14 protein-coding genes are annotated in these 13,471 nt (G+C 36.8%); 13 read left to right on the top strand and 1 reads right to left on the bottom strand.

Features of this window, described 5'->3' with window-relative positions; translation table 11 throughout:
- Positions 1-200 precede the first annotated feature (200 nt).
- A complete protein-coding gene (locus tag MHH37_RS00355) occupies positions 201-479 on the bottom strand; it encodes an AbrB/MazE/SpoVT family DNA-binding domain-containing protein (RefSeq protein ID WP_008408305.1) in 279 nt (92 codons plus the stop codon).
- A gap of 344 nt (positions 480-823) precedes the next feature.
- On the opposite strand from MHH37_RS00355, the gene metG reads away from it, so the two are divergent.
- From metG to MHH37_RS00420, 13 genes are all read left to right on the top strand, one after another.
- Complete coding sequence (gene metG, locus MHH37_RS00360; RefSeq protein WP_342574560.1) at positions 824-2,785, top strand: methionine--tRNA ligase; 1,962 nt, start codon at positions 824-826, stop codon at positions 2,783-2,785.
- A 252-nt stretch (positions 2,786-3,037) separates the two neighbouring features.
- On the top strand, positions 3,038-3,808 hold the full coding sequence (locus tag MHH37_RS00365) for a TatD family hydrolase (protein WP_008408303.1): 771 nt from the start codon (positions 3,038-3,040) through the stop codon (positions 3,806-3,808).
- Positions 3,809-4,024: 216 nt separating this feature from the next.
- A complete protein-coding gene (locus tag MHH37_RS00370) occupies positions 4,025-5,224 on the top strand; it encodes a G5 and 3D domain-containing protein (RefSeq protein WP_014822304.1) in 1,200 nt (399 codons plus the stop codon).
- 287 nt (positions 5,225-5,511) lie between these two features.
- Positions 5,512-6,075, top strand: coding sequence for a ribonuclease M5 (gene rnmV / locus MHH37_RS00375; RefSeq protein ID WP_039967429.1), 564 nt, complete (start codon positions 5,512-5,514; stop codon positions 6,073-6,075).
- Positions 6,068-6,955: a 16S rRNA (adenine(1518)-N(6)/adenine(1519)-N(6))-dimethyltransferase RsmA gene (gene rsmA, locus MHH37_RS00380; RefSeq protein ID WP_342574561.1), complete on the top strand. Its 888-nt coding sequence runs from the start codon at positions 6,068-6,070 to the stop codon at positions 6,953-6,955. Before rnmV ends, rsmA begins: the two co-directional genes overlap by 8 nt.
- 138 nt (positions 6,956-7,093) lie before the next feature.
- Positions 7,094-7,351 carry a Veg family protein gene (locus MHH37_RS00385; protein WP_008408296.1) on the top strand — a complete coding sequence of 86 codons (258 nt, stop codon included), beginning with the start codon at positions 7,094-7,096 and terminating at the stop codon, positions 7,349-7,351.
- Positions 7,352-7,459: 108 nt separating this feature from the next.
- Positions 7,460-7,648 carry a small, acid-soluble spore protein, alpha/beta type gene (locus MHH37_RS00390; protein WP_008408295.1) on the top strand — a complete coding sequence of 63 codons (189 nt, stop codon included), beginning with the start codon at positions 7,460-7,462 and terminating at the stop codon, positions 7,646-7,648.
- 257 nt (positions 7,649-7,905) lie between these two features.
- Positions 7,906-8,772 (top strand): 4-(cytidine 5'-diphospho)-2-C-methyl-D-erythritol kinase, encoded by an 867-nt coding sequence (gene ispE / locus MHH37_RS00395; RefSeq protein ID WP_008408294.1) that lies wholly within the window; start codon positions 7,906-7,908, stop codon positions 8,770-8,772.
- Between the two features lie 71 nt (positions 8,773-8,843).
- A complete protein-coding gene (gene purR, locus MHH37_RS00400; RefSeq protein ID WP_014822300.1) occupies positions 8,844-9,677 on the top strand; it encodes a pur operon repressor in 834 nt (277 codons plus the stop codon).
- Positions 9,674-10,048, top strand: a complete 375-nt coding sequence (locus MHH37_RS00405; protein WP_008408291.1) for a RidA family protein — start codon at positions 9,674-9,676, stop codon at positions 10,046-10,048. The genes purR and MHH37_RS00405 overlap by 4 nt, the downstream gene beginning before the upstream one ends.
- A gap of 323 nt (positions 10,049-10,371) precedes the next feature.
- Complete coding sequence (gene spoVG, locus MHH37_RS00410; RefSeq protein WP_008408289.1) at positions 10,372-10,671, top strand: septation regulator SpoVG; 300 nt, start codon at positions 10,372-10,374, stop codon at positions 10,669-10,671.
- Positions 10,672-10,955: 284 nt separating this feature from the next.
- Positions 10,956-12,326, top strand: coding sequence for a bifunctional UDP-N-acetylglucosamine diphosphorylase/glucosamine-1-phosphate N-acetyltransferase GlmU (gene glmU / locus MHH37_RS00415; RefSeq protein WP_014822299.1), 1,371 nt, complete (start codon positions 10,956-10,958; stop codon positions 12,324-12,326).
- 26 nt (positions 12,327-12,352) lie between these two features.
- On the top strand, positions 12,353-13,312 hold the full coding sequence (locus MHH37_RS00420) for a ribose-phosphate diphosphokinase (RefSeq protein WP_008408287.1): 960 nt from the start codon (positions 12,353-12,355) through the stop codon (positions 13,310-13,312).
- The last annotated feature ends 159 nt before the right edge of the window (positions 13,313-13,471 follow it).

The raw sequence follows: 13,471 nt of genomic DNA on the forward strand, positions 1-13,471 counted from the left end.
TTCAACGCTTTTTATATTTGGTAAAATAATACTTTACATTACATAAAGTGGAACTTCAAATTGCGGGGTTTTCGCCATGCTTAAGTCCAGAGGCGGGATTCTTGCCTCTGCCGCTATGCATTCGATGCAGATAAACTACTGCCCGTTAATACGGGATAAATTAGTAAACCCTATCCACTTTATTTGTGTAAATAAGTATATTATTTTTTTAAGTTTTCTTGAATTTCTTTCATTAATGCTTCTGCACCTTCAGAAGACAAGATTAATTTACCGCCTACTAAACGCATGTTTTCATCAGAAACTTCACCAGTTACTGCACATGTCATGTTAGGCATGTATTTTTTTAAGATGATTTTGTCGTCATCCACATAAATTTCTAAAGCATCTTTTTCAGCAATACCTAATGTACGGCGTAATTCGATCGGAATTACTACACGTCCTAATTCGTCTACTTTACGTACGATACCTGTTGATTTCATATTAATACTTCCTCCTATATAATAAAAGTTATTTAAATTCGTCAAAATTCGACATTCATCTTGATCTAGTTAAAATCATAACAATTAATACCATAAACGTCAATAAATTAGTATTCATATTTTCTTCATTTAAGAAACTTTTTTGTCATATTTGTACTTTTTAAGGAAATTATAAAAAAAACTTATCATTTAATATTTAGAATAGTCGGAAAGATTTAACCAATTACCAACATTTAGTTATCGATTTTTCGACAAAACTGAATTCCAATAAACTTTCATTGAAACAATTTTCGTACTTCGTTAGAATAAGGATTATACTTTAACAAACAAATGGAGGCACTTTCGTGAGTGAACAACAAACATTCTATATAACAACCCCTATTTATTACCCGAGTGGAAAATTCCATATCGGTACTGCATATACGACGGTTGCATCTGATGCAATAGCGCGGTATAAGCGTTTAAAAGGCTTTGATGTCCGCTTTTTAACAGGCATGGATGAACACGGACAAAAAATTCAGGAAAAAGCACAAGAAGCCAATATGCATCCACAAGATTATGTAAATGAAATTGCAGAAGGTGCTAAAAAATTATGGAATACTATGGATATTTCCTATAATGACTTTATTCAAACCACTGAAACGCGTCATACAGATTCTGTAGAGAAAATTTTCCAGAAATTTTTAGACAATGGTGACATTTACAAAGGCGAATATGAAGGACTATATTGTGTACCTTGTGAGTCTTATTATACTGAGACGCAATTAGTCGATGGAAAGTGCCCGGATTGTGGGCGTGATGTGCAAAAGGTTAAAGAAGAGTCATACTTCTTTAATATGAAGAAATACGCAGATCGCCTGCTTGCTTATTATGAAAATAATCCAGAGTTTATCGAGCCGGAATCTCGCAAAAATGAAATGATCAATAACTTCATTAAACCGGGGCTGGAAGATTTGTCTGTATCCCGTACATCATTTGACTGGGGAATTAAAGTACCTGGAAATCCGAAGCATGTAATTTACGTATGGGTAGATGCATTATCGAACTATATTACTTCTTTAGGATATGGTTCTGACAATGAAGAGCTGTTCAATAAATATTGGCCGGCAGATGTCCATGTAGTAGGGAAGGATATTGTCCGTTTCCATACAATTTATTGGCCGATTTTCTTAATGGCATTGGATTTACCATTACCAAAGAAAATTTTTGCACACGGTTTCATCATGATGAAAGATGGAAAAATGTCGAAATCTAAAGGAAATGTTGTGTATCCGGAAATGTTAATTGAGCGATACGGTTTAGATGCGACACGTTATTTCTTGTTACGTGAGCTGCCGTTTGGTCAAGATGGCGTATTTTCACCAGAATCATTCGTTGAGCGGACAAACTTCGATTTAGCGAACGATTTAGGAAACCTTTTAAACAGAACAGTTTCCATGATGAACAAGTATTTTGATGGGGTAATTCCTACTGAAAATTTGGAAGCTACACAATTTGATGAAGCATTAAAAGAACATGCTGAAAGTGTACGTATTAGATATGAAGAAAGTATGGATAAAATGCAGTTTAGTGTCGTACTTTCTGAATTATGGTCTTTAGTTTCACGCACTAATAAGTATATTGATGAAACATCTCCATGGGTATTGGCAAAAGACGAAGCCGATCATAACAAGCTTGCTGCTGTTATGAATAATTTGGCAGAGAGCTTACGCCATATCGCAGTGATGATTCAGCCATTCATGACTAATGCGCCAAAACAAATTATTGAACAATTAGGTCTTGATGAGAAATCATTACAATGGGACACGATTGAAACATTCGGGAATGTTATTCCGAAAAACATAAAAGTTGCAGAAAAAGGTACTCCAATCTTCCCGCGTCTTGATGCGGAAGTGGAAATAGCTTACATTCGTGAACAAATGCAAAGTTCTGTAAAAACACCGCAGGAAGAGGAAACTACAACTGTTGAAGCACCTGAAACAGAAGAAATTACAATTGATGATTTCATGAATGTAGATTTACGTGTTGCAACAGTAATGGCATGTGAACCAGTAGCAAAAGCAAAGAAATTATTAAAGCTGCAGGTTGATTTAGGTTATGAACAACGTCAAGTAGTATCAGGTATTGCCGAGCATTATAAACCGGAAGAGCTTATCGGTAAAAAAGTAATAGTCGTTGCCAATTTAAAACCTGTTACATTACGCGGCGAATTATCTCAAGGGATGATTTTAGCAGGTTCACATGATGGAGTTTTAACGTTGGCCACTGTTGATCCAAAATTAGCAAACGGTGCACAAGTGAAGTAATTTGAAAAGAGTCTGTTGGACCAGAAAAGTTCAGCAGACTTTTTCATTATTTTGTAAATAAAAGTAAAATAAAAATATTCTAGTATAACTTATAAATGGTTGAAAAAGGATGATAAGTGGTTTTATGGTACCTCGTTACTAACTTTATAACAAGTACACAATAATAAATGAATATTTTGTAACCTACATGTAATAATACTGAAAACTAAGAAATATGATCTATGAGTACAATACACGATAGGAGAAATGAAGATGAGCACATTTATAGATACACATGTCCATTTAAACGCAGATCAATATGATGAAGATTTACAGGAAGTAATTGACCGTGCTATTGCTGCCAATGTAGAAAAGATGGTTGTAATCGGCTTTGATAAAAAAACGATAGAGCGTGCGATGCAGCTAATAGAGGATTATGATTTTATTTATGCAGTAATTGGTTGGCACCCCGTAGATGCAGTTGATTGCACAGATGACTATTTAAACTGGATTGAACAATTAGCAAAGCACCCGAAAGTTGTCGGAATAGGTGAGACAGGACTGGATTATTACTGGGATAAGTCTCCGAAAGATGTTCAGCAGTATTGGTTCCGTAAGCAGATTCATTTAGCAAAAAAACTCGAATTACCAATTATAATTCATAATCGTGATGCGACAGGGGATGTCGTACGGATTTTAAAAGAAGAAAATGCAGCTGCTGTTGGCGGAATTATGCATTGTTTCGGCGGTAGTGTTGAAACAGCTCATGAATGCATAAACATGAACTTCATGATAAGTCTTGGAGGACCGGTGACATTTAAAAATGCACGTCAGCCAAAAGAAGTCGCGGCAGAAATTCCGCTTGAGCATTTGCTGATTGAAACAGATGCGCCGTATTTAGCACCGCATCCATTTCGAGGGAAACGGAATGAACCGGCATTCGTTACTTTGGTGGCAGAGGAGATTGCTCGCCTAAAGGAATTACCTGTGGAAGAAGTTGCCTATAAAACGACGGAAAATGCAAAACGCTTTTTTAAAATTTGATGATGAAACTATTAAAATAACCGTTGAAATAGATTCGGGATTTTTTCGTTAGGATAGTTTTTTAAAGTGTAAAAACTTTACCATGATAAGTCGCCTCCAATACTAGTTGCAGTACGAGTTCAAGCAAAATGCCCAATTTTTGATAAATTCTTTTTTATTGACAGTAAGAAAACTAGTACGTATAATCCAACTTTGTATTAAGGAGGCGTTATTTTCATGTCAAATCAATCCATGAAAAGCCAGTTCTTAGAATCATTGAGGAGTAAGCAAACAGGGGTCCGAATTTTTTCTGTAGTCCTGTTTGTATCTGTAATTGCATTTGTTCTATACCACGGAACTAAGACTCCCGTTATGTTGACAGCAGACGGGGAGACCACAAAAATTTATACACACGCAACTACGGTTGATGAGCTTCTGACAGCTCAAAATATAGATTATACAAAATACGATAAAGTATCCCCCTCACTGAGTACCAGTATTGATAGTGGAATGTCAATAGAATGGGAACAGGCAAAAGAAGTAGTAATTTCAGTTGATGGAAATCAGTCTAAAGTTTGGACAACTGAAAATGTAGTGAAGAACATTTTGGAAGAAGCAAATATTGAAGTAACAGAGCATGATCTTGTATCACAAAGCTTAGATACAGAAGTAGGAGCCGATAACAAAATCGATATTCAAAAAGCGTTTCAGTTAACGCTTGTCGATGGCAAAAAAGAGAGACAAGTATGGTCCACTTCGACTACGGTCGCTAACTTTTTAAAACAACAAGAGGTTCAATTAGGTGAATCGGATCGTGTCGACAAAGGTTTGGAGGAAGTTATCACTCCAAATGATAAAATCGCAGTTGTTCGCGTAGAAAAGGTTACCGATGTAGTGGAAGAATCAGTAGATTTCGCAATTGAAAAGAAAAATGATTCTTCTTTATTAAAGGGCAAAGAAAAGGTTGTTTCAGAAGGTAAAAAAGGTAAGGTAGAGCGTACATACTCTATCGTAAAAGAGAACGGAAAAGTTGTCTCGAAAAAACTTGCTTCTGAAAAAGTCATTAAAAAACCGAAAACAAAAGTTGTATCTGTAGGGACAAAAGTTGTTACTGCCAATGTTTCCCGTTCTACTGAACCGAGTTCTGGGAAAGAGTTTTATGTAACTGCAACAGCATATACACCAAATTGTGCAGGCTGCTCGGGTATTTCAGCAGCAGGTCTTAACCTGCGCGCAAATCCGGATATGAAAGTCATTGCAGTTGACCCTAACGTTATTCCATTAGGAACAAAAGTATGGGTTGAAGGCTACGGGAATGCTGTAGCTGCTGACACAGGCGGTGCTATAAAAGGTAATAAAATCGATGTTTTAGTACCAACAACGTCCAAGGCAAAAAGCTGGGGACGTAAAAAAGTGCGTATTAAAGTACTGAAATAAAAATTACCTTTATTCAGCAAATTGTTTTTGTGTCGAAAGAGTAGCGGCAGGTACAAAAAAAGCATTCACCTCTGTAGGTGGGTGAAGAGTGCCTATGTTCGTTTCAACTTCAGCGTAATTGATTATTTAGTTGTTTTATATAAGATCAACAATCCAAAATGTATAATGGCTTTCTCGCTTTTTGACTGATGGCGAGGGAGCTTTTTTCATTGAAGTTAGCACAGCGGAAACAAAGTGCAATCTATGGTAAAATAGCGAAAGACTATGTTGGAAATGAGGAACGTTTCTTGGATATACAAGAGATTATTGTTGTTGAAGGAAAAGACGATACAACAGCGATTAAGCGTGCAACAGGAGCAGATACTATTGAAACAAACGGCTCTGCCATTTCAGACGAAGTACTGCGCCGTATCGCACATGCCCAGAAAAAAAGAGGCGTCATTGTATTCACTGACCCTGATTACCCAGGCCGCCGTATTCGTGCGATTATAGAAGAACGGATACCAGGTGTGAAGCATGCGTTTTTAGCAAAGGCGAAAACAATCGCCAAAAACGGTAAAGGTTTAGGGATTGAACACGCAAACGATGAGGATATCCGTGAAGCATTAAGCAATGTTTATACATTGGCGGATTCACAAATTGAAGAAAAAATTACACTGGAAGATTTAATGACAGCCAAACTGATAGGACACCCGCAATCCAAAAAACGTCGTGACCAGTTAGGTGAAATTTTAAATATTGGCATGACAAATGGTAAACAGCTTCATAAACGGTTGATGATGTTTCAAATTACAATCGAGCAGTTTGCAGAGGCAATTTCGCAATTAGATCAGGAGGATACGCATGCATAAAGACATTGCTACACCGGTACGTACAAAAGAAATTTTAGAAAAATACGGATTTTCATTTAAAAAGAGCTTAGGGCAAAACTTTTTAATCGACCCGAATATTTTACGTAATATCGTCAGCCACGCCAATTTGACGGAAAAAAGCGGAGCAATTGAAGTTGGACCTGGGATTGGTGCATTGACAGAGCATTTAGCCCGCGAGGCAAAAAAAGTCGTATCGTTTGAAATTGATCAAAGGCTTTTACCTGTACTCGAGGATACATTAAGCCCTTATGACAATGTAAAGATAGTCCACTCGGATATTTTAAAAGCGGATGTTGCGCAAGTAATTGAAGAAGAAATGCCAGGTATTGAAGATATTATGGTTGTAGCTAACTTACCTTATTACGTAACAACGCCAATCTTAATGAAGCTTTTAAATGATCGTTTACCGATTCGCGGTTTTGTCGTTATGATGCAGAAGGAAGTAGCGGATCGTATTACGGCAAAACCGGGTACGAAGGCATATGGCTCCTTATCAATTGCTATTCAGTATTACGTAACAGCGGAAATCGCGATGGTTGTACCGAAAACGGTATTTATGCCACAGCCAAATGTAGATTCAGCAGTAATCCGTTTGATCAAACATGAAAACCCGCCGGTGAAAGTAATTGACGAGGACTTTTTATTTGAAGTATCCCGTGCTTCTTTTGCGCAACGACGTAAAACAATTTTAAACAATTTACAAAACGGACTTGTAAACGGAAAGCAAAACAAAGAGCTGATCCTTAAAGCATTAGAAGAAGCCGGAATTGAGCCCTCACGCCGCGGCGAAACATTGTCAATTCAAGAATTTGGGAAATTAGCGGACTGCTTATATCCACACTTTTGTGTACGACAATAAAGTGGATTTCCATTAAAAAATTTTAAGAAATCTTAAGAAAAAAGTTGACGACTTTGTATTGCGGTGATAAAATATTATATTTTATTGACATTTTAACTACATCATGGTATACTGTTTTATAGTGAGGTGTATGCAAAAATGCCAAAAACGTTAGCAGACATTAAAAAATCATTGGATAGTCATTTGGGTAAACGTTTGCAATTAAAAGCAAATGGTGGTCGCAAGAAAACAATTGAATGCGAAGGCGTCTTAAGTGACACTTACCATGCAGTGTTCGTCATTGAACTAAAGCAGGAAGATAATGCGTGTAAACGCGTATCTTACAGTTACACAGATATACTTACTGAAGCAGTAGAGATTACTTTTTTAGATGATGCTGTAGCTACCATCAAATAGTTTTTCTAGTACTTATTTTAATATTTTTAAAAAAAGCGCTCATTTAAAGTGAGTGTTTTTTTCTTTTTTGCACATGCTAAAAGCGTCAACAAAAAGGAGGTTTTTTGCATGGCAAGACAAAAAATCATGTCGAGTCGTCTAAAGGAAGAGATTGCAAAAGAACTTGGATTTTACGACGTTGTTCAACGTGAGGGTTGGGGCGGTATTAAAGCCCGTGATGCAGGAAACATGGTAAGACGTGCGGTTGAAATGGCTCAGGAAAACTTAGCTAAACAATCGCAGAATAACCAAAAATAAGTTGACACAAAGATGGCACCATCGTAGGTTCTCGCTTACGGTGGTGTTATTTTGCTTGCAGGTAAAGCGATTTACTCAGCTTACTTAAAATGTCTAACTACTGGATTGTGCAGCATGCATATTTTAACAATAAATTGCAAAGAAAAGTGAATGTTTTCGTGCATAATACAACGCTTTCATATGGTAAAATAGGGGCAATAGAATTTTAATCGCGTATTACATATTATGCGTGCCTTATACAGTAGGAGGAATTTTCAATGTTATACGTAAAAGCACCCGCAAAAATTAACTTAACACTCGATGTGCTTTATAAACGTCCAGATCAATATCATGAAGTCGAAATGATTATGACAACGGTCGACTTAGCCGATCGAATTGGACTAGAATCACGAGCAGATGGCCAAATTAAAATTGTTTCGACAGATAATTTTGTTCCGGATGATCAGCGGAATTTTGCTTACCAGGCAGCAGAGCTTTTAAAAAATACATACGGTATTAAAGAAGGCGTAACTATTTCAATTGAGAAGCAAATTCCTATAGCGGCGGGTCTAGCGGGTGGAAGCAGCGATGCAGCGGCTACATTGCGCGGTTTAAATGAGCTTTGGAATCTAAATTTAACATTGGACGAGCTGGCGGAACATGGAGCAAAAATTGGTTCTGATGTATCTTTCTGCGTTTATGGCGGTACAGCATTGGCTACTGGGCGCGGAGAAAAGATTAAAGAACTATCGGCACCTCCAACTTGTTGGGTTGTTTTGGCCAAGCCGAAAATTGGCGTATCGACAGCTGATGTATACGGTGGGCTGAATATTGAAGGGCTACAACATCCAAACACGAGTGAAATGATAAAGGCGATTGAAACAGAAGATTATGAGCTAATGTGCAATTCACTTGGAAATGTTTTGGAAACTGTAACATTTAATCTTCATCCGGAAGTTATTACAATTAAAGAGCAAATGCAACGTTTTGGTGCTGACGCAGTACTTATGAGCGGCAGTGGTCCGACAGTATTTGGGCTTGTGGAAAATGAAGCACGTGTCAGCAGAATCTACAATGGATTACGTGGTTTTTGTGAGGAAGTTTATGTAGTACGTATGTTGGGGGAACGAAATCCACTTGCATAAATACGTATAATTATGGTAATTTGACTATTAAATATTCGTATTTTAATAATTAATGTTTAGGAGAGGGTCGCATGAAATGGAAGCGCAGTGAACGCCTTGTGGATATGACTTATTATCTACTTGAGCATCCACATCAGTTGATCCCGCTAACTTATTTTTCTGAGCTTTACAGTTCTGCAAAATCTTCAATTAGTGAAGATTTAACAATTGTAAAGGAAACATTCGAAGAAAAAGGAATTGGGCTTTTAATTACCGTACCTGGGGCAGCAGGCGGTGTTAAATATATCCCTAAAATGGCGGAACAAGAAGTTCGTGATATAATTGGGGAATTTATGGGAGAACTTAGTCAATCCGATCGACTGTTACCTGGTGGCTATTTGTTTATGACGGATCTTTTAGGAAATCCGGAATTAATGAACCGTGTAGGTAAAGTATTTGCAAGCGTGTTCGCGGATCGGCAAATTGATGTCATTATGACTGTTGCAACAAAAGGGATTTCAATTGCACATGCGATTGCAAGACATTTGAATGTTCCGGTTGTAGTTGTGCGTCGTGACAGTAAAGTGACTGAAGGTTCAACGGTGAGTATTAATTATGTATCAGGATCTTCTCGTCGTATTCAAACGATGGTTTTATCAAAACGTAGTATGAAAAGTGGCCAGCGTGTATTAATTACCGACGATTTCATGAAAGTCGGAGGCACAATGAATGGTATGAAGAACTTATTGGAAGAATTCGAATGTGAATTGGCAGGTATCGCTGTATTAGTAGAAGCACAGCATGCTGATGTAACATTAGTAGATGATTACTATTCTTTAGTAAAACTACAAGAAGTAAATGAGAAAGATCGCACAATTGCATTAAGTGAAGGTAATTTTTTTTCAAAAGGAGAGAAATTAAAATGAAAACTGTTTCAACAACAAATGCACCAGCAGCAATCGGTCCATATGCACAAGGTATTGTAGTAAATAATATGTTTTATTCTTCAGGCCAAATTCCACTTACAGCTTCAGGGGAACTTGTAGAAGGCGATATTGAAGTACAGACTCACCAAGTTTTCGAAAACTTAAAGGCAGTTTTAGCAGCAGCCGGTTCTTCTTTAAGCCAAGTTGTTAAAACAACAGTATTTATGAAAGATATGAATGATTTCGCTATAATGAATGAAGTGTATGCAAGTCATTTTGGTGAGCACAAGCCAGCTCGTTCAGCAGTGGAAGTTGCTCGTTTACCAAAAGATGTAAAAGTTGAAATTGAAGTCATTGCATTAGTGAAATAATATTTTATTAGGAATAATTATTTTGATTTATATTAGTTATAGCTTAAATCCACGGCTTTCTGACTTTAGAAAAGGCGTGGATTTTTTTTATTAAAAAAATATTTTGACTCTATTTATAGCAATTATTAAGAAAATCCTCATAAATAAGTAGAATATTTAGTTTATTTTAATAATTATAAAAATTGTAGATAGAAAAAAATTACATTATATTGTATTCTATTGATAAATGATGAATTTTTAGAAATTTACTGGATGATAGAAGGAATCTATACTTTCATCCCGAATACTAAAAATAACACATCAAACTACAGGGGGTATAAATAATGGAAGTAACTGACGTAAGATTACGACGTGTTCAAACAGAAGGGCGTATGCGTGCGATTGCCTCAATTACGCTAGATGATGAATTTGTTATCCATGATATTCGTGTAATTGATGGAAATACTGGTTTATTTGTAGCAATGCCTAGCAAAAGAACACCAGATGGCGAATTCCGCGATATTGCGCATCCGATTAATTCAAATACGCGCAACAAAATTCAGGAAATCGTTTTGGAAGCTTTCCATGCATCTGCTGAGGAAAATACAGAGGAAACTTTGGAATTAGAAGAAGTGAATGTTTAATATAAATTAGGGTCACTCATATGAGGAGGCTCTTTTTTTTATGAATTTTTTTATAGGCAGAAATGTTCTATAACAGAAAAGGAAAAATGAGAATATGGTCGGAAAAATACTGATTATTTACTTTTTATCGTTAAAATTTGCTGAATTAGTACACAAAAGAAAATGTGTCAAACTATTATAGATATTTTAAATTCAAAGATTTGTCAAGTCTGAATACCTTGAAAAGATTATGAAATTGCTTTATAGTCATAAGAGAAAATGAGCTAAATTGGAGGACTTGTAATATGACGAATATTTTTGCGGTCGTGTTAGCGGCTGGTCAAGGTACACGAATGAAGTCCAAATTATATAAAGTGCTCCACCCAGTATGCGGAAAGCCAATGGTGGAACATGTAATTGATCATATCAGTTCATTAAATGTTGAACGTGTCGTAACTGTTGTAGGACATGGTGCAGAGCTGGTAAAAGAAACACTTGGAAATAAGAGTGAATATGTTTTACAAGAAGAGCAATTAGGCACAGCGCATGCGGTTCAACAGGCAGAGCCGATTTTAAGCGGACTTAGCGGAACTACGCTTGTCGTATGTGGAGATACCCCTTTAATTCGCCCTGAAACAATGCAGGCACTGCTGGATCAGCATGCTTCTCAAAATGCAAAAGCAACTATTTTGACAGCGGTTACAGATGATCCGACAGGCTATGGTCGTATTTTACGTGACGAACATGGTCAAGTTTCGCAAATTGTTGAACAAAAAGATGCAACATCTGAACAACAGCTTGTGAAAGAGATTAATACAGGAACATACTGCTTCGATAATGAAGCACTGTTTGAGGCACTTAAGCTCGTTAAAAATGAAAATGCACAAGGTGAATTCTATTTGCCGGATGTTATTGAAATTTTACAGAAGCAAGGTGAAACAGTTGCAGCCTATGTAACAGAAAACTTTGATGAAACGCTTGGTGTCAATGATCGCTTTGCTCTATCTCAAGCAGAGGAACTAATGCGTGCACGTATTAACGAACGTCATATGCGTAATGGTGTAACGATTATTAATCCGATTTCTACACATATTAGTGCAGACGCAGTAATCGGCAGTGATACGGTTATTTTACCTGGAGTGATTATTGAAGGTAAAACGGTTATTGGCGAAGATTGTAAAATTGGTCCGAATAGTCATATTGTGGACAGTCAAATTGGCAATGCAACTACGATTCATAGTTCAGTCGTGCTAAACAGCCAAGTGGGCAATGAAACAGCAGTAGGTCCGTTTGCACATTTACGTCCGGAATCTTCATTAGGAAACCATGTAAAAATCGGTAATTTCGTTGAAGTGAAGAAGAGTACATTAGGTGATGATACGAAAGTTTCTCATTTAAGCTATATTGGCGATGCAGAAGTCGGCAAGAACGTAAATATTGGCTGCGGTTCAATCACTGTTAACTATGACGGTAAAAACAAATATAAAACAACTATTGAAGACGATGTATTCATTGGGTGTAATTCAAATTTAGTTGCACCGGTAACATTAAAAAAAGGTTCCTTTATTGCAGCAGGATCGACAATTACTAAAGAAGTTCCTGAAGATGCATTGGCGATTGCGCGTGCTCGTCAGGAAAACAAATTAGGCTATGTGAGTAAATTAAATTCAAAATAAAATTAACTAAAATACAGGAGGCCATCATGCCGTATCAATACGCTGACTCAAAATTAAAAATCTTCTCATTAAATTCTAACAATCCACTTGCCAAAGAGATTGCTGATGAAATGGGTTTAGAACTAGGGAAATCATCCGTTAAACACTTCAGTGATGGAGAAGTCCAAATTAGCATTGAAGAAAGTATTCGAGGAATGGATGTATTTATCGTTCAATCTACTTCTGCGCCTGTTAATGAGCATTTAATGGAACTTTTAATTATGATTGATGCTGTTAAACGTGCATCTGCTCGTACAGTAAACGTTGTTATGCCTTACTATGGCTATGCACGTCAAGACCGTAAAGCAAAAGCGCGTGAACCAATCACTGCTAAATTAGTAGCAAACTTACTTGAAACTGCCGGTGCAACTCGTGTAATCGTATTAGATCTACATGCACCTCAAATCCAAGGTTTCTTTGATATTTTAATCGACCATTTAGTGGCTGTACCACTACTTGCTGAACATTTCGGGACAAAAGGATTCAATGAAGAGGAACTAGTTATTGTTTCTCCAGACCATGGTGGTGTAACTCGTGCTCGTAAATTAGCAGAGCGCTTAAAAGCTCCGATTGCTATTATTGATAAGCGTCGTCCAAAACCAAACGTGGCAGAAGTAATGAACATTGTTGGTAATGTAGATGGAAAAATATGTATCCTAATTGATGATATCATCGATACGGCAGGTACGATTACGATTGGTGCAGAGGCATTAATTAAGAGCGGTGCTAAAGAAGTTTACGCATGTTGTTCACACCCAGTATTATCAGGTCCAGCAATTGAGCGTATTGAAAATTCTCCAATTAAGGAATTAGTTGTAACAAACACTATTCAATTGTCTGAAGAAAAACTTTCTCCAAAAATTCAGCAATTATCAGTTGCGAAATTAATGGCAGATGCAATCTCTCGTATTTATGAAAATAAATCTGTTAGTACATTATTCGACTAATCCATTGCAAAACAAGAAGCAAACAGCATTTTCCTCAATAGAGGAAGATGCTGTTTTTTTATACCCTCACTCATGAAATCTCTACGGCTGTCGCAACTAAATTTTCATTCTTCGTATTTCTATATGCGAATATTTGCAAAAAATCTGACAATTTTTATG

The sequence above is a fragment of the Solibacillus sp. FSL K6-1781 genome, assembly GCF_038630735.1.
GTDB classification, from domain to species: domain Bacteria; phylum Bacillota; class Bacilli; order Bacillales_A; family Planococcaceae; genus Solibacillus; species Solibacillus silvestris.